A 16,636-nucleotide genomic window follows, 5' to 3' on the forward strand; every position below is an offset into this window, starting at 1 on the left:
GCTGCCGCTTACGGCTGGGCAACAAAGCCCACTGCTTCGTAGACTTTCTTCAGCGTTTCCTGCGCATGAGCACGGGCTTTAGCCGCACCATCACGCATCACCTGGTTGAGGAACGCTTCGTCGTTGCGATAGCGATTGTAACGCTCCTGCAACTCGCTCAGCATGCCGGAAACCGCATCCGCGACCGCACCTTTCAGGTGGCCGTACATTTTGCCTTCGAACTCCTGCTCCAGCTCGGCGATGGTTTTACCCGTCACACCCGCGAGAATATCCAGCAGGTTCGATACCCCGGCTTTCTCTTTGATGTCATAGCGCACCACTGGCGGCTCTTCGGAATCCGTCACCGCACGTTTGATCTTCTTCACCACCGCTTTAGGATCTTCCAGCAGACCAATCACGTTGTTGCGATTGTCGTCTGATTTCGACATCTTTTTGGTCGGTTCCAGCAGCGACATCACGCGCGCACCCGATTTCGGAATGAACGGCTCCGGTACCTTAAAGATATCGCCATATAACGCGTTGAAACGCTGCGCGATATCGCGGCTCAGCTCCAGATGCTGCTTCTGATCTTCCCCCACCGGAACCTGGTTGGTTTGATACAGCAGGATGTCAGCCGCCATCAGCACCGGGTAATCAAACAGACCGGCGTTGATGTTCTCTTCGTAGCGAGCGGATTTGTCTTTGAACTGCGTCATGCGGCTCAGCTCGCCGAAGTAGGCGTAGCAGTTGAGGATCCAGCTCAGCTGGGCGTGCTCCGGCACATGCGACTGAACAAAAATGGTGCTCTTGTTCGGATCGATACCACAGGCAAGATACAACGCCAGCGTATCCAGCGTAGCTTTACGCAGTGCTACCGGGTCCTGGCGAACGGTAATGGCGTGCAGATCGACGATGCAGTAAATGCAGTGGAAATCATCCTGCATCTGCACCCACTGACGCAGCGCACCCATATAGTTGCCAATGGTCAGTTCACCTGAAGGCTGGGCGCCGCTGAAAACGATGGGTTTGCTCATGCTTATGTCCTGATATTCACAGCCCGAGAGCGGGCAAAAGTTCGTCAAAAGAGTCGAGAGTTAAATCGGGTTGGCTGCTGGCAATAGGTTCGCCGTAGTTGTAGCCAAAGGTCATGCCGATGTTCGGTACGCCTGCCGCCTGGGCAGCGAGGATATCATTGCGTGAATCGCCAACAAACAGTAATTGCTGCGGCAGCACGCCAAATCGTCCCAGTACGAGGAAGATCGCCGCAGGATGTGGCTTTTTCACCACCACATCGTCGCCGCCGATGATCAGTGAAAAGTATTCGGCAATCCCCAGCGAAGCCAGTAAAGGGGCAACGAACGGCGTGGGTTTGTTGGTGACAATCGCCAGCGGCAACCCTTTTTCAGCCAGTTTTGCCAGCGTGGCTTTCACCTGGGGAAACAGCGTACTGCCCGCTTCCACCGTCTCCGCGTAATACTTATCAAACAACGTACGCGCATCACGCTGTTCATTATCTTGTGGTTCACGTCCCAGTGCCCAGGTCAGCGCCCGGGTCATCATCACATCCGCACCGTTGCCAATCCAGGTCGAGGCGCGCGCCACGCCAGCGGGTGGCAATTGCAGATCGGCCAGAGCATGATCGATGGCTTGTGCCAGACCTGGCGCGCTGTCCACCAGCGTGCCATCAAGATCAAACGCCAGCGCGCGAATATCAGTGAAATGAGCCATTAACTTTCTCCAGTTCGCTGCGCATATCATCGATCACTTTTTTGTAATCGGGGTGGCCAAAAATGGCAGAACCGGCGACAAACATGTCGGCACCGGCGGCAGCGATCTGAGCGATGTTGTCAATTTTCACGCCGCCATCCACTTCCAGACGGATATCGTAGCCGCTCTGGTCGATAAGACGACGCGCCTGACGCAGTTTATCCAGCGTGCCGGGAATAAAGGATTGACCGCCAAAGCCAGGATTCACCGACATCAGCAGGATGATATCCAGTTTATCCATGACGTAATCAAGATAGCTGAGCGGTGTCGCCGGGTTGAATACCAGGCCCGCTTTACAACCGTGTTCTTTGATCAGTTGCAGCGTACGATCGACATGCTGGCTGGCTTCAGGATGGAAGGTGATGTAGCTGGCACCGGCTTTGGCAAATGCCGGGATGAGTTCATCAACCGGTTTCACCATCAGATGAACGTCAATCGGAGCGGTGATGCCGTAATCGCGCAATGCTTTCAGCACCATCGGCCCCATGGTCAGATTGGGAACATAGTGGTTATCCATCACATCGAAATGCACTACGTCACCACCTGCAGCCAGCGCCCTGGCGGTATCCTCACCCAGACGGGCAAAGTCAGCAGAGAGGATTGAAGGGGCCAGTAAAAATTGTTTCATCCGATTCTCCCAATTTTGTGCGCCAGCGTGCGCTGGCGTAATGCGTTGGTCGCGGACGAAACAGGCTAGCGGAAAAGCGCCAGCAGTTCGTCTACGTGCGTGCGACCACTTATGCTTCGGCTGATGGAACGCCGGGCTTTGACAACGTGTAATACCGCATTCCGGTACCACTCACGCGTCAGCTTGGTATCGTGGTTGGAAATTAATACCGGGATCCTGCTCTCTTCCGCCAGCATTGCCGCCAGTTCCGCCAGATGCTGCTGCTCGCGCAGGCTGAAACTGTTGGTGTGGTAGGCGGTAAAATTAGCCGTCGCTGTCAGGGGGGCGTATGGCGGATCGCAATACACCACCGAGCCTTTATGCGCGCGGTTCAGAGTAACATCGTACGATTCGCAGACAAAGGTAGCTTTTTGCGACCGCTCAGCAAACCACAACAGTTCCGCTTCCGGAAAGTAAGGTTTGCGATAGCGACCAAACGGCACATTGAACTCGCCCCGCAGATTGTAGCGGCACAGGCCGTTGTAACCATGACGGTTGAGATACAAAAAGAGTACCGCCCGCTGATAGATATCCCGGCTGGCATTGAAAGCGATGCGCTGCGCGTAGTAAAACTCCGCACAGTTAGTTTCCGGCGTGAATAGCTTACGGGCATCGTCAATAAATTCCGCAGTGCGCGTTTTGACAATGTTGTACAGATTAATCAGGTCACTGTTGATATCGGCCAGATGATAACGGTCATAGTCCGTGTTAAGAAACACAGAACCCGCACCCACAAAAGGCTCGATCAGGCAGTCGCCGGGTGGCAAATGACGACGAATATCGTCAAGGAGCGGGTATTTCCCTCCGGCCCATTTAAGGAAAGCGCGATTTTTTTTCATGCTGTCGTGGTTATTACATCTTAATTATTGGCTGTGGCGGAACCGACAGCAGATCTGCGCTTAAAACGGGGCCGCGTGAATGCGGCCCCACAATGATTATTCGCTCTCTTTTTTAACCTGGCTCAGGGGTTTCACCCAGGGATTCTGCGCCCGGACTTCAGCTGGCAGCGAAGAGACCGCGCGTTTGGCATCAGCCGGTGTGGCATAAGAACCACTCACCAGCACATACCATGGCTGACCATTACGGCTGGTTTTATACACGTGGTAGCCACTGAGATTCTGTTTCTTCGCCCAGGCATTCAGGCTCTCGGCCTTCGATGCCCCGCTCAGTTGCAGCGTATAGTTGCCTGAAGGCAGAGATTTGCTGGCACCACTGCTGACGGGAGCGGCACTGTGGGCCACTGTCGACTGTGGTTTGCTCTCTCTAACCGCTGGCTTACTGGCCGCTGGCGCTTTGTGCGTACCCGGGTGCGTTTCACGCTGGCTGCTGGCAGCACGTGGTTTCTCTTCACGCGCAATCGGCGGAGTGATGGCTTTACCGCTGCCGCTTACAGTCGCAGGCGCTGTCGGTAGCGAGCTGCTACCCTGTGCGCCCTGCGCGGCGTTATCAACCTGCCCCTGCTGATTATTCAGCGCGCTGTTGAGGTCGCCCGGCAAGGTGACACGCTGCTGGTTCGGTGGTGTTTCAACCGGTGCAGCCTGAGTAGGAGTCGATGACACGGAAGGCATCGAAATGGATTGAGAGCCGCTCGCGTCCGTCTGCGGATTGCTGGTATTTGGCGTCGCAGCACCTTCAGTTGCAGGCACTGCATTCTGCTGGCCGCTCATGGAAGTTGAGCCGGAGAGATCAATATTCTTTTCCGAACCACCAGTCGCAGGGGCAGCGCTGTTATTACCTGCCGTATTCGCTGGCTTCTTACTTTCATCGCCGCCATTCAAGGCAGAACCGATACCCAGCACCAACAGCAGCAGAACCAAAATCCCGATACCCATCATCATGTGCTGACGGGAAACCGGCACTTTTACTTTCGGTGCAGACGACGATTTGCGGGGCCGCGTGGGACGACGGTCACTGGCATCAGGTTTTAACTCGTCTTCCGGTTTAAACTCATCCATTTAGCCTCCTCCGTAAAACGGCACGCATCCGACGCACCGCATCACCACTCTCTTTTTTACCCGTCATATTTTGCGTCGCAGCTGCGTTGGCAGCGATCAGGGGCGATCGATAACCACTCCCTGGGATGCGCCCGCCAGCCGCGTTCCTGCGACTCGAATTAATCAGGGTATTATAATGACTTCTGACAATCGTTAATTGCAGCCAGCACCATATCATGTGCCACGCCAGCACGCACTTCAGAGCGACCAATAGCGAGAGGCAGCACCAGACGCAATTCACCCGCCAGAACTTTTTTATCGCGCATCATATGCGGCAGATACTCTTCGGCCGCCATGCTGGCCGGGCCATGCACCGGCAAACCGGCACGCAGCAACAGCGCAATAATGCGATCGGTATCCGCCGGGCTGAACTGACCAAGGCGCTCAGCCGTACGCGCAGCCATCACCATGCCAGCCGCCACCGCTTCACCATGCAGCCAATTGCCGTAGCCCATATGGGCTTCAATAGCATGACCAAAAGTATGGCCCAGATTAAGCAGCGCACGCTGACCGGTTTCACGTTCATCGGCAGCAACCACTTCGGCTTTCAGCTCGCAGCAACGACGGATACAGTAAGCCATGGCTTTTTCATCCAGGGCCAGCAGAGCATCAAGATTTTGCTCCAGCCACTGGAAAAAATCACCATCCAGAATGATGCCGTATTTGATGACTTCAGCCAGACCCGACGCCAGCTCACGCGGCGGCAGGGTTGCCAGACAAGCGGTATCCACCACCACAGACGCTGGCTGATAAAACGCGCCAATCATGTTTTTGCCGAGGGGGTGGTTAACGGCGGTTTTGCCACCAACGGAGGAGTCAACCTGGGAAAGCAGCGTTGTCGGCACCTGTATAAAGCGCACACCACGCTGATAGCTGGCCGCAGCAAACCCGGTCAGATCACCAATCACGCCGCCGCCAAGGGCAATCAGCGTGGTATCGCGACCATGCGGTTTTTGCAGCAATGCTGTAAACACATCATCCATCACGGCCAGCGTTTTGTACTGTTCACCATCGGGCAGGATCACCTGATCCACTTTCACCCCGGCCGCACTCAACAGTGCCGACAGTTTTTGCAGGTAGAGCGGTGCCAATGTCTGGTTAGTCACCAGCATGGCATTGTCACCTGCTTTCAGCGGCCAAAAAGAAGCCGGATCGTTAAACAGCCCGGCAGCTATGGTGATGGGGTAACTGCGATCCCCCAGTGAGACAGTGATCTTCTCCATGATGACCGATACCTATTACTTAGCCCTCAGGCGCTGGATCAACTTTTTTCCAGCATGTTGATGATCTGATTAGCCACGACTTTCGCACTCTGATCATCAGTGCGGATAGTGACATCAGCGATCTCTTCATAAAGCGGATTACGTTCGCCAGCCAGCGCTTCCAGCACTTCGCGCGGCGGAGAGTCAACCTGCAGCAGCGGGCGCTTTTTATCACGCTGGGTGCGAGCAAGTTGCTTTTCGATGGTGGTTTCGAGGTAGACGACCACACCGCGGGCGGAGAGACGATTACGGGTTTCCCGGGATTTGACGGAACCGCCACCGGTCGCCAGCACGATGCCCTGCTTTTCGGTTAGCTCGTTGATAATTTTTTCTTCACGATCGCGGAAACCCGCTTCGCCTTCAACGTCAAACACCCAGCCTACATCCGCTCCGGTACGTCGCTCAATTTCCTGATCGGAATCGAAAAATTCCATATTGAGTTGCTGAGCTAACTGACGACCAATAGTGCTTTTGCCGGCACCCATCGGCCCAACCAGAAAGATATTGCGTTTCTCTGCCATTTTGTCGGTATTACTAAGAATTCGTTGATGATACCCCGCGTTCAGCTTTTGCTGGCGGGACAGGAACTGAGACCTCATGAGCGTTAGCAAGAGTCAGACGAAAAATTATCTCAACACTCATGGCCGTTTGGCAACCGAATAAATTGCCCCCGGCGACCTCTTAACAGGACCGGTCTGTGGTTCGCGAGACGGTAACGCACCTCCGCTACCCCTTTAATACTTCAGGTTACAGGTATACTGGTTGCGATCAATTATCCCCAATCACCTACTGCTACGGGGGATTCGCTCCCTTGTTGCCTTCCTGCAACACACATTATTTGGGGTGTACATTCTTCTGACGCCAGTATCGCTTGTGACTGTCGCCCACCGGGAGGTTTTTTGTCGCGTTCCGTTACACCGTTTAAAAATCGCTAAACCTTGTAAGCTAATTCCTGTCCTGCGTCAACGCAGTTGGCATCATTGAGCGAATTTTCCTCATTATCCTGACGTAAGCGCTGCTTCCCTGACCAGTCTGGGTGTGATGAAAATCACCAGTTCCTTTTTTTTATGCTCATCCGTTTGATGGCGAAACAGATTTCCCAACAGCGGTAATTCCCCCAGCCAGGGCACCCGATGCTCTCCCTGCGAACGCTGCTGCTGGAAAATGCCGCCCAGCGCTAACGTTTCGCCATCGCGCAGCGTTACCTGCGTGTCGATTTCCTGCTTATCGATACTTAACGCCTGATGCTCACCGGTGTTAATGGTGCGACCCGGCATGTTCTGGCTCAGTCGCAGTTTTAACTGAATGCGTCCGTTTCCCAGTACCACTGGCGTCACTTCCATCCCCAGCACCGCTTCTTTAAATTCAATCGCCGTCGCGCCGCTATTACCGGATTTCACCTCATAGGGGATTTCCGTTCCCTGTTTAATGGTGGCGGTTTGCTGATGCGAGGTAAAAAGCCGTGGACTGGCGATGATTTCAATCTGGCTTTCCTGTTCCAGTGCGCTTAGCTCAAGGTTGAGCAATTCTCCCCCCACCTGTCCGAGTGTCACGCCCATGCGAAAGGCAGGATTGCTCACCGCCAGCGGAATCTCCAGTTGTGGATTGCGCAGGGCCTGCATCACGTCTTCTGCGGGTGACATCCCCCAATTGACCCCCAATTCGCGCAAATGCTCCTCGCTGATGGTCACGATATGAGCCGACAGCTCGACCTGCTCCAGCGGCAAATCCAGCGCACTGAGCCAGCGAGTCGCTTCTTTTAATGCCTGGGGCGTATCCCGCAGCAACAGGCTGTTGGTGCGGTTATCCACCGTGGCGCTGCCGCGCGGTGTCAGCAGCGAGCGTTCTGCCTGCAAACTGCGCCAGATATCGCCAGCATTGGCGTAATGAAAGGTCACGGTTTGTTGTGCCAGCGCGATTTGCTGCTGCTGTTCTTCGCGTTCCGCCTGGGCTTTTTGCGTCTGCCATTGTTGCCAGCTTTCCGGATAAACCAGCAATACCCCCTCTTCGTGCACCACACTCAGTCGTGCCAGCCGGGATACCAGCGTCAGCGCCCGCTGCCAGTCAACATCTTCCAGCCGTAGCGAGAGCCGCCCTTCAACGCCAGGCGCAATCAACAGGTTAGTTTGCTGATAATCCGCCAGCGCCTGCAAAATACGCTCAACCGGCGCATCGTCAAACACCAGACTTAACCGCTGCTCAGTGGCGTGCAGTGGCGCGGTCAGCCACAGCAGCAACAGTATCCATGCCTTCATCCGTGGCATAAAAACCTCCTTTTATTTGTAGGGTGATCTGCTGCGATGAACAGCTCTGGTCCGCAGTCAGGCGCAGTGTTCGTGACGTTACCTGCTGCACGCGCCAGCTCGAAAAAGGTAAAAACATCTGCTCAGTCAGCCTGATACTTTTGCCCTGTGGCGAGCGCAGCCAGGCAACATAACGCTGGGGAGTGCCGACGATGCCCTGCAACCGCCATCCTTCAACAGAGGTAACAACGGTATGACAAATGGCAGGCGCAACCGGCTGGAAAGGATCACGCGCCAGCGCGAAGGCGCTGTACAGTATCAACAGCAGGACAATGCTACTGCGCATCACTTTTCTCCAGCCAAAACTGTGCCATCAAGCCCCCTTGTTCCGACTGCAATTGAAAGCGTTCGGGAACAGGCAATGTCGTGTGCGCCAGCTCAGCAAACAGCGGAGTGAACTGCTGCCAGTTCAGCCTTAACACCACCTGCTGCGGCTGGCTTTCCGGCTGCCATGTGTCCAGTTGAGTGCCCCGCGCGGCCAGGATGGACTCCAGCAGCTTTGGCGAGTCACCCATCACGAGGGGTTGCTGTAACCTGTTGATTTCAGACATCAGTTCATCAGCTGTGGGCCACAAAGCCAGCTGCTGCTGACGCTGTTGTTCCAGTTGGGTCTGCTGTATCAGCTGACGTTCCCGCTCAGCCCGCGCCTGTTGCTGGGGCAACAACATGACCAACCAACCTGCCGCCAATATCGGTAATGACAGCGCCAGCAGCCAGACCGCTCGCCATGTGAGCGTCAGTTGTCGCCAGCGTTGCAGCCATTCATTCACCGCTCACCTCCTGGACCTGGGCGCGCAGGGTGAAACGATAGTGTCCATCTGGCTGGCGTTGCACATTTCCCTGACGAATCACCGGAAATAGCGGCAAGGTTGCCAGTTGAGAGCGAAAATCACTTACCGCGGCCATCCCGGATGCCAGCCCTTCCAGTAATAATTGCCCTTGCCTGCGTTCAATACGGCTGAGCCAGAGTGTTTCCGGCATCAGTTGCGGTAATCGCTGCCAGAACTGTTGCCAGGCCTGGTGCTGCAACCGTCGGGTCTGTTGCCTGTGTTGCGCCTGCACCAGGAAATCGCGCTGATGCATTAATGCCTGACGGGCATGAATATGTTGTTCCAGCGCGCTAAGCCGCAGAGAAATCGCCTGTTGCTCAGCACGCTGTTGCTGCGCTGTGTGATACCCCTGCCAGACGCCTGACAGCACCACCAGCAGAGCGATACCCGGTGCGCTCACCAGTATCATCAGACTCCGCTGACGCTGACGTTGCCACTGCTGGACGCGCCAGGGGAGCAGGTTTACCGTCAACATCAGGTATCCTCCGGGCGCAACGCCAGCCCGAGAGCCAGCGCAAAAACGCCCTCGTTTTCCGGTTGCGGTAGCTGCAAATAGCGCAGCAGCGAAAAGGGTTTGATGGCGGTAAATCCGTCGACAGGTGCCGTACACAGCATCGTCTCTGCCTGGGGAAACGTCTCCTGTAAATGCGTCAGCGACAGTGGCCCGCTACCCGATCCAGAGACAACCTCTGAACCGGCCAGATACCACAGCCAGTGATCGCTTAACGGATGAATCAGCAATTGTTGAGGGTTGAGCCGCAGGCGCTGCGCAACCTGCGCCAGTGCCAGGCTGCTCAACTCAAACACATCGGGCTGTAAACCAGCTTGTTGTAAGGGGGTGAGCCATTGTGCAATCACTTCGCGCCGTGCCGCCGTGATACACAATTGTGATAAAGAGGATGCACGATAATCCAGCGCCAGCGAGGCAGGTTCCACCGGAAATAACCTTTGCGCAGACGCCTGCACATAGCGGTTCAACGCAGGTTCGCGCAGCGTGGTGTCCGGCAGAGGTAACGCACGTTGCAACACCAGTTGCGGCGGCAGGCCAACACGCAATGAATAGCGCCCGGGTAGCTGGCGTCGCCACTGCTGTAACACCGCCAGCAGCGCGGGTGAGGACTGCAGGACACCGTTTCTTAACGTATCCTGCGGCAGTGCCTGCTGCTGCCAGTGCCTGAGTTGCCAGCCGTGACGACGCCGCTGGATCGCCACCGCACAAAACTGTCCATTTTGAATATCCAACCCAATTTGCCAGCGCTGAAAAACCATGCGCGCATTCTCCTTATCCTTAGAGGTAAAAATCCTGAATATCCTGCGTTGCAGGATGGCAGCCGGTGCATAAATCCTCAGGTTACTGGCCTGGGAGAATGCAGATAGCGGACGCTCCGGTAACTTGAAGTATGCCGGGTATATCAAAGCGTCAGGCTTGCCTTTATACTACCGCGCGATTGTTTATAAACTGCCCAAACGACAACAGATGGGAAATCTCAGGTGAAGTTCGTAAAGTATTTATTGATCCTTGCAGTGTGTTGCATCTTGCTGGGAGCCGGCTCGATTTATGGTTTGTACAAGTACATAGAGCCGCAGTTACCCGACGTAAACACATTAAAAGATGTGCGCCTGCAAACCCCGATGCAGGTTTATAGCGCGGATGGCGAGCTTATCGCCCAGTACGGCGAAAAACGCCGTGTGCCGCTGACCCTGCAACAAATGCCGCCTGAGCTGATCAAAGCGTTTATTGCCACCGAAGATAGCCGTTTCTACGAGCATCATGGTGTTGATCCGGTTGGTATTTTCCGTGCTGCCAGCATTGCGCTGGTTTCCGGCCACGCTTCGCAAGGTGCCAGTACCATTACCCAGCAGCTCGCGCGTAACTTCTTCCTCAGCCCGGAACGCACCCTGATGCGTAAAATTAAGGAAGCGTTCCTGGCGATCCGTATCGAACAGCTGCTGACCAAGGATGAAATTCTTGAGCTGTACCTCAATAAGATTTACCTCGGTTACCGCGCCTATGGTGTGGGTGCTGCTGCGCAGGTCTATTTTGGTAAATCAGTCGATCAGCTGTCGCTGAGTGAAATGGCGATGATTGCGGGCCTGCCGAAAGCGCCGTCCACCTTCAACCCGCTTTACTCGCATCAACGTGCGCTGACTCGCCGCAATGTGGTGCTGTCACGCATGCTGGATCAGAATTACATCACCCAGCAGCAGTACGATGATGCACGCAACACGCCGCTGGTAGCCAGTTATCATGGCCCGGAAATCGCCTTCTCCGCCCCTTATCTGAGCGAGATGGTGCGCCAGGAGATGGTGAAACGCTACGGTGACAGTGCCTACGAGGATGGTTACAAGGTTTACACCACTGTGACGCGTCGTTTGCAGGAAGCCGCACAGCAGGCCGTGCGCAACAATGTACTCGCCTATGATATGCGTCACGGCTATCGTGGTCCGACTAACGTGTTGTGGAAAGCGGGTGAAACCAGCTGGGATCAAACCCGCATTCAGAACGCGTTGAAAGACCTGCCGCTCTATGGTCCGCTTAATCCGGCGGTGGTCACCAGCGTCAGTAACGACGGTGCGACTGCCATGCTGAAAGATGGTAGCAGCGTGTCACTGACGATGGCCGGTGTTCGCTGGGCCAGAGCCTACAAATCCGACATCCTGCAAGGCCCCACGCCACGTAGCGTGTCGCAAGTATTGCAGGCGGGCCAGCAGATTTGGGTCCGTAAGGTTGATAATGACTGGTGGCTGGGTCAGGTTCCGCTGGTGAACTCGGCTCTGGTATCGCTTAATCCTGAAGATGGTGCGGTACGCGCGCTGGTCGGTGGTTTTGACTTCAACCAGAGCATGTTCAACCGCGCCACCCAGGCGTTGCGTCAGGTTGGCTCCAATATCAAACCATTCCTGTACACCGCCGCAATGGACCGTGGCCTGACGCTGGCTTCCATTCTGAACGACGTGCCGATTTCACGTTGGGATGCGGGTGCCGGTGCTGACTGGCGACCGAAAAACTCCCCGCCAACCTATGACGGCCCTATTCGTTTGCGTCAGGGCTTAGGTCAGTCGAAAAACGTCGTCATGGTACGTGCGATGCGTGCCATGGGTGTCGATTATGCAGCGCAGTATCTGCAACGTTTCGGCTTCCCGGCACAGAACATCATTCATACCGAATCGCTGGCGTTGGGTGCCGCTTCATTCACTCCGATGCAGGTGGTACGTGGTTACTCGGTGATGGCGAACGGTGGCTTCCTGATCGATCCGTATTTCATTACGAAGATTGAGAACGAACAGGGTGCCACGGTATTTGAAGCCAAGCCGAAAATCGCCTGCCCGCAGTGCAACTTGCCGGTGATTTATGGTGATACGCAAAAATCCGTTGCCTTGAATGAGGAGAGCGTCGAAAACGTCGCTGTCTCCAGCCAGGCACAGAACCAGACGGTTCCACAGCCGGAACTGGAACAGGTGCCAGCACAGCCGCAACCGGCGGGCGACCAGCAGTACGCTCCGCATGTGATCAACACGCCGCTGTCGTTCCTGATTAAAAGCGCGCTGAACAGTAACGTCTTCGGCGAGCCGGGTTGGATGGGTACCGGCTGGCGCGCGGGTCGTGACCTGAAACGTAACGACATCGGCGGTAAAACCGGTACCACCAACAGCTCGAAAGATGCCTGGTTCTCCGGTTACGGTCCTGGCGTGGTGACGTCGGTATGGATCGGCTTCGATGATTCTCGTGCGCTGGGTCGCACCACGGTTTCGGGTGCCATTCCGGATCAAATCTCCGGCTATGAAGGCGGCGCGAAGAGTGCACAACCGGCGTGGGATGATTATATGAAATCCGCACTGGATGGCGTCCCGGTTCAACCGTTAACACCGCCAGATGGCGTGGTCACGGTAACCATCGATCGCGGCACCGGCAAGCTGGCGAATGGCGGCGGTAATACGCGTCAGGAGTTCTTTATCAACGGTACGCAGCCGACCGAATATTCGGTCCATGATGTCGGCACCACCATTATGGACAACGGGCAAAGCCACGAATTGTTCTGATTAAGTCTCAGAGTACTAACGAACCCAGAAAGCTCATCTTTCTGGGTTTTTTTATTTTCGTTAGCGCTGATTTGAAATCAGAAAGTCGGACATTGCATACCGCGTCACTTATAAGTTACATTCATATGGCCACAGGGATTGAGGGAACAGGATAGTGATTTAAATAAAGCAGTCAGTTACTTACAAGACTTCAAAGCGAGATTTAAGAGATGACAGTGACTAAAAAAACTCAGGCTACCTCAATGGATGTCGCTCAGAATTTTCCCTCTGCCGTAGATCGCGATACTCAACTAATAGAAGAACTTCGTGCCGATCCTGCATACGCAGAGATCTACTTACAAACTGCGTTAGAAGACATCTACGAAGACGGCGGTGTGCCTGCATTTCTCACCGCTCTGCGGCGTGTTATTGAGGCCCGGGGCGGCGTTGGTGAAATATCTAAACGCTCGGGTCTGGCCCATCAAAATATCTATCGGGCGCTATCTGCTGACGGCAATCCGACTATCAAAACGCTGACTGAGATTACTCGCGCAGCCGGTGTGCGCTTAGCTCCGTACCACGCTTAAACAGTAGGCTGTCTGGGGTCGGTAATTCGCCGACTCTTTTATTCAATCGCGCCGCGACAACCTGATGCGTGATGCCTCAGTAACTCAGCCGCCCCTGTTTCACCAGCCATTCGCGCACCAAAAACAATGCGCTCACGTTGCGGGCCTCACGGAAATCAGGTTCCTCCAGCAAAGCCAGCAGGTTATTGAGTGGCCAGCGGCGGACAATCAGTGGTTCTGGTTCATCCCCCTCCAGCTTTTCCTCGTACAGCCCTTCCGCCACCACAATGTTCATCTTGCTGGAGAAATAAGAGGGAGCCATGGTCAGTTTGCCCAACGTTTCCAGTTTGGTTGCACCGAAACCAACCTCTTCTTTTAGCTCACGATCGGCCGCTTCAAACGCGCTTTCACCCGGATCGATGAGTCCTTTTGGGAAACCCAGCTCGTAACTTTCCAGCCCGACGGCATATTCCTGAATCAGAATCACATCGTCACCGAGGATGGGGACAATCATCACCGCTTCCCGATCGGAAGGTTTCATGCGCTCGTAAACCCGCCGGGCGCCATTACTGAAAGCGAGATCGACAGCTTCAATGGTAAACAATCGGGAGCGGGCCACCGCTGCCACGTTGAGGATGTCAGGTTTTTTCTGTGGAGTTTTCATATCAACCTCAAACTTTGCACGACCTTGTGATGCGATAATGCCAGCATCGGCACAGCATACCGAAGCCCGAATAAATGTGCGACAAACAGCACAGGTAAACTAAGATGTCATATATTTACTAACCGGTACTAACAACATATTGTTATTTCTGGTTTAAAATTCTCACAATAAGTCAACCGGGAGAAGGTAAATTCAGAAAATACCGATTTTTAATTGAGTGGGGTCCCGATAATATTCCGATAAGGAATAATCTAATAATTTCTAATTTAATGATTTTGCGCGTTATTTTATCTGACATTTCACTTGTCAGAATGACATCAGCTCGCCAAAATTGACCTGTATTGATCATTCACCGGGAGCAGATCGTTAACGTGAAGGCAGTTTTTTGGCTGAACTGAGCATAGCATGAGCACAATTATCATTATTCTGGCCATCGTGATGGCTTGCTCAATGCTGGCAGGCATAGGTTATTGGTACGCTATGCGGCATCGTCCGCCGTTGGCGAAACCTCTGCCGTTCATTAATCCACCCTGCCGTAAACTTACCGACGAAGAACGCGCCGCCGTAGAAAAGTACATTGCCTCGCTGGCGAAACAACCTCAGCAGCCGGATATGCGCGCCAGCAAGAAACAGCGGGAACCCGAAGGATTAACGCTGACGGCGCAAAGCAACAATGTCTATCCTGTCACCCGTGCTATAACCCGTTATGGTTTATCGACCGATGCCCCGCAGAAATGGCGTTACTATCTGGATGCGGTCGAAGTGCATCTGCCGCCACTGTGGGAACAGTACATCGCCGATGAAAATTACGTTGAACTGATTCGCACCCAAACCCTGCCGCTGGTGATCTCGCTGAATGGTCATTCACTGGTGGACTACGCCGTTGAACAGCCCGCGCTGCCGCCACTGGTACGCTCGATGTCGACCAATGCCTCAATCCGCAAGGAAGAGAGTGAAAATGTCGAGCTGTTGCAGGTGCGTAAAGAGACGCCAGAAGAATATGCGCTGTCGCGCACCGATGGCACCCGCGAAGCGGCCACTATCTGTTTTGCTTTCCTGCTGTTCTTCCTGAGTCTGGTGCTGCCTGGCAGCATGATGGTGTGGATCGCCCTGCTGGGTGGCGCGATGATCGCCGTCAGTCTGTGGTTTCTCTACCGCTGCCCCGGTGAAAAAGATTTACGTGACGTGCATTGCCTGCGCGGCGCACCAAAACGCTGGGGCCTGTTTGGTGAGTCAAATCAGGAGCAAAGCAACATCTCCCTCGGGATTATCGATTTAGTGTATCCGCCCCACTGGCAGCCCTACGTAGCGCACGATCTGGGCCAGGTGACCGATGTCGAGATTTACCTGAATCGCCAGGTGGTACGTCAGGGGCGTTTCCTGTCATTGCAGGATGAAGTACGTAACTTCCCGGTACAGCGCTGGCGCAAAAATCTGGTGCTGGCCTGTGGTTCGCTGCTGGTGCTGATCATGCTGGTCAGCTGGATTCCGCTCAGCATGCCGATCAAGCTCAGTCTCGCCTGGGTGAAAGGCACCGAAAGCCTGGAAGTGAATAACGTTGATAAGCTGAATGCGATGCCGTTGCATATTGGCGATAGCCTGAAGGTCAGCGGCACCGGCATGTGTTCCGTGCCGGGTAACTACCAGAGCAATCGCAGCTACAATTTTATGCCGTTCGATTGCTCAGCCATCTACTGGAATAACGCCACGCCGCTGCCGCAGCCACAATCCGATATTATCGATAAAGCCGCCGCGCTGCTCGACACCACGACGCGCCAGCTGCACCCCGAAACCAACACCGACCCTAAACTCAACCCGCAACTCGCTTCTGCGATTCAGAAGTCGGGCATGATTTTGCTGGATGACTTCTCCGATTTGGTGCTGAAAACCCAGGATTTGTGCAGCCAGCAGCAGGATTGTGTGCGACTGAAAAACGCGCTGGTTAACCTCGGAAATGCCAAAGACTGGGACACGTTAATCCATCGCGCGGATTCCGGGCGTCTTAACGGAATGAACGTGCTGCTGCGCCCGGTAAGCGCCGAGGCACTGGAAAATCTGGTCAATACCGCGACTTCTACCTTCTTCTCACGCGAAACCCGCCGGGCAGCGGAAAATCTCAACAGCCCGCCGCCGGGTGGTTTTCTGATTATCAGCGATGAAGGTCGTCAGCTGGTGAACCAACCGCAACCAGCCGTGCCGCTGTTTGACCTGGATGCGCCATCGCAGTGGCGCGAACTGCAACGCATGTCCGCGATGCTGCTGCACACGCCCTTCTCTGCCAGCGGCATCATTACCAGCATCACCACTGATGCCAACGGTACCCGCCATATCGCGCTACATAATGAACCCGATGCCATGGCGCAGTGGCGCTATCTCGGCACCGCGTTACTGATGGTGGTGTTGATTGCCTGCGCATTGATTAACGGCCTGTTGGCGTTACGCCGCGTGCATCGCAACCGCCGCCGTATGGCCGAGATTCAGCAGTATTACGACAAATGTTTTAATCACAATCTCAGCACTATGCAGAGCGTGCGCTCACTGTTCTGAGCCTTTTCCTTCTGTGCTACCCTGTCGCCCTGTTTTC

The 16,636-nt window shown here is 54.7% G+C and carries 16 protein-coding genes; 3 read left to right on the forward strand and 13 right to left on the reverse strand.

The genetic code is table 11. From position 1 onward, the window contains the following. Positions 1-8 precede the first annotated feature (8 nt). The 12 genes from trpS to pilM all read right to left on the reverse strand — a co-directional run bounded on the left by trpS (position 9) and on the right by pilM (position 10,071). Positions 9-1,013 (reverse strand): tryptophan--tRNA ligase, encoded by a 1,005-nt coding sequence (trpS, locus tag HA50_RS19180; protein ID WP_084877438.1) that lies wholly within the window; start codon positions 1,011-1,013, stop codon positions 9-11. A gap of 16 nt (positions 1,014-1,029) precedes the next feature. Then, positions 1,030-1,707, reverse strand: a complete 678-nt coding sequence (locus HA50_RS19185; protein WP_084877441.1) for a phosphoglycolate phosphatase — start codon at positions 1,705-1,707, stop codon at positions 1,030-1,032. Next, the gene (rpe, locus tag HA50_RS19190) at positions 1,691-2,374 is read right to left on the reverse strand and encodes a ribulose-phosphate 3-epimerase (protein ID WP_084877443.1); all 684 of its coding nucleotides are present in this window, start codon (positions 2,372-2,374) and stop codon (positions 1,691-1,693) included. Before rpe ends, HA50_RS19185 begins: the two co-directional genes overlap by 17 nt. A 65-nt stretch (positions 2,375-2,439) precedes the next feature. Further along, positions 2,440-3,252, reverse strand: a complete 813-nt coding sequence (dam, locus tag HA50_RS19195; protein WP_084877446.1) for an adenine-specific DNA-methyltransferase — start codon at positions 3,250-3,252, stop codon at positions 2,440-2,442. Positions 3,253-3,348: 96 nt separating this feature from the next. Next, positions 3,349-4,368 carry an SPOR domain-containing protein gene (locus HA50_RS19200; protein ID WP_084877449.1) on the reverse strand — a complete coding sequence of 340 codons (1,020 nt, stop codon included), beginning with the start codon at positions 4,366-4,368 and terminating at the stop codon, positions 3,349-3,351. Between the two features lie 170 nt (positions 4,369-4,538). Then, positions 4,539-5,630 (reverse strand): 3-dehydroquinate synthase, encoded by a 1,092-nt coding sequence (gene aroB, locus HA50_RS19205; RefSeq protein ID WP_084877452.1) that lies wholly within the window; start codon positions 5,628-5,630, stop codon positions 4,539-4,541. A 38-nt stretch (positions 5,631-5,668) separates the two neighbouring features. Then, entirely contained in the window at positions 5,669-6,190 is a 522-nt protein-coding gene (gene aroK, locus HA50_RS19210) for a shikimate kinase AroK (RefSeq protein ID WP_041525861.1), read from the reverse strand. 477 nt (positions 6,191-6,667) lie between these two features. Next, on the reverse strand, positions 6,668-7,924 hold the full coding sequence (gene hofQ / locus HA50_RS19215) for a DNA uptake porin HofQ (RefSeq protein ID WP_084877455.1): 1,257 nt from the start codon (positions 7,922-7,924) through the stop codon (positions 6,668-6,670). Beyond that, a complete protein-coding gene (locus HA50_RS19220; protein WP_084877458.1) occupies positions 7,869-8,258 on the reverse strand; it encodes a HofP DNA utilization family protein in 390 nt (129 codons plus the stop codon). The genes hofQ and HA50_RS19220 overlap by 56 nt, the downstream gene beginning before the upstream one ends. Beyond that, entirely contained in the window at positions 8,248-8,742 is a 495-nt protein-coding gene (locus HA50_RS19225) for a HofO family protein (protein ID WP_084877461.1), read from the reverse strand. Before HA50_RS19225 ends, HA50_RS19220 begins: the two co-directional genes overlap by 11 nt. After that, positions 8,735-9,277: a PilN domain-containing protein gene (locus tag HA50_RS19230; RefSeq protein ID WP_084877464.1), complete on the reverse strand. Its 543-nt coding sequence runs from the start codon at positions 9,275-9,277 to the stop codon at positions 8,735-8,737. Before HA50_RS19230 ends, HA50_RS19225 begins: the two co-directional genes overlap by 8 nt. Beyond that, a complete protein-coding gene (pilM, locus tag HA50_RS19235; RefSeq protein WP_084877468.1) occupies positions 9,277-10,071 on the reverse strand; it encodes a pilus assembly protein PilM in 795 nt (264 codons plus the stop codon). Before pilM ends, HA50_RS19230 begins: the two co-directional genes overlap by 1 nt. A gap of 222 nt (positions 10,072-10,293) precedes the next feature. Here pilM and mrcA point away from each other — a divergent pair, with 222 nt between their 5' ends. Then, entirely contained in the window at positions 10,294-12,843 is a 2,550-nt protein-coding gene (mrcA, locus tag HA50_RS19240) for a peptidoglycan glycosyltransferase/peptidoglycan DD-transpeptidase MrcA (protein WP_084877471.1), read from the forward strand. A gap of 209 nt (positions 12,844-13,052) precedes the next feature. Then, positions 13,053-13,409: a helix-turn-helix domain-containing transcriptional regulator gene (locus HA50_RS19245; protein WP_084877474.1), complete on the forward strand. Its 357-nt coding sequence runs from the start codon at positions 13,053-13,055 to the stop codon at positions 13,407-13,409. A 76-nt stretch (positions 13,410-13,485) separates the two neighbouring features. Here the strand turns inward: HA50_RS19245 and nudE are convergent, their stop codons facing one another. Then, positions 13,486-14,052, reverse strand: a complete 567-nt coding sequence (nudE, locus tag HA50_RS19250; protein WP_084877477.1) for an ADP compounds hydrolase NudE — start codon at positions 14,050-14,052, stop codon at positions 13,486-13,488. Between the two features lie 405 nt (positions 14,053-14,457). Between nudE and HA50_RS19255 the strand changes: the two genes are divergently transcribed. Continuing rightward, entirely contained in the window at positions 14,458-16,599 is a 2,142-nt protein-coding gene (locus HA50_RS19255; protein ID WP_084877480.1) for an intracellular growth attenuator family protein, read from the forward strand. Positions 16,600-16,636 lie beyond the last annotated feature (37 nt).

This window comes from Pantoea cypripedii, assembly GCF_002095535.1.
Taxonomy (GTDB): domain Bacteria; phylum Pseudomonadota; class Gammaproteobacteria; order Enterobacterales; family Enterobacteriaceae; genus Pantoea; species Pantoea cypripedii.

Bases quoted from the DNA above. Each gene is read 5' to 3' on its own strand.
- HA50_RS19220 (WP_084877458.1), bottom strand. From the start codon at position 8,258: ATGCGCAGTAGCATTGTCCTGCTGTTGATACTGTACAGCGCCTTCGCG.
- hofQ (WP_084877455.1), bottom strand. From the start codon at position 7,924: ATGAAGGCATGGATACTGTTGCTGCTGTGGCTGACCGCGCCACTGCAC.
- aroK (WP_041525861.1), bottom strand. From the start codon at position 6,190: ATGGCAGAGAAACGCAATATCTTTCTGGTTGGGCCGATGGGTGCCGGC.
- HA50_RS19200 (WP_084877449.1), bottom strand. From the start codon at position 4,368: ATGGATGAGTTTAAACCGGAAGACGAGTTAAAACCTGATGCCAGTGAC.
- pilM (WP_084877468.1), bottom strand. From the start codon at position 10,071: ATGGTTTTTCAGCGCTGGCAAATTGGGTTGGATATTCAAAATGGACAG.
- dam (WP_084877446.1), bottom strand. From the start codon at position 3,252: ATGAAAAAAAATCGCGCTTTCCTTAAATGGGCCGGAGGGAAATACCCG.
- trpS (WP_084877438.1), bottom strand. From the start codon at position 1,013: ATGAGCAAACCCATCGTTTTCAGCGGCGCCCAGCCTTCAGGTGAACTG.
- rpe (WP_084877443.1), bottom strand. From the start codon at position 2,374: ATGAAACAATTTTTACTGGCCCCTTCAATCCTCTCTGCTGACTTTGCC.
- aroB (WP_084877452.1), bottom strand. From the start codon at position 5,630: ATGGAGAAGATCACTGTCTCACTGGGGGATCGCAGTTACCCCATCACC.
- HA50_RS19185 (WP_084877441.1), bottom strand. From the start codon at position 1,707: ATGGCTCATTTCACTGATATTCGCGCGCTGGCGTTTGATCTTGATGGC.
- nudE (WP_084877477.1), bottom strand. From the start codon at position 14,052: ATGAAAACTCCACAGAAAAAACCTGACATCCTCAACGTGGCAGCGGTG.
- HA50_RS19245 (WP_084877474.1), top strand. From the start codon at position 13,053: ATGACAGTGACTAAAAAAACTCAGGCTACCTCAATGGATGTCGCTCAG.
- HA50_RS19230 (WP_084877464.1), bottom strand. From the start codon at position 9,277: ATGTTGACGGTAAACCTGCTCCCCTGGCGCGTCCAGCAGTGGCAACGT.
- HA50_RS19255 (WP_084877480.1), top strand. From the start codon at position 14,458: ATGAGCACAATTATCATTATTCTGGCCATCGTGATGGCTTGCTCAATG.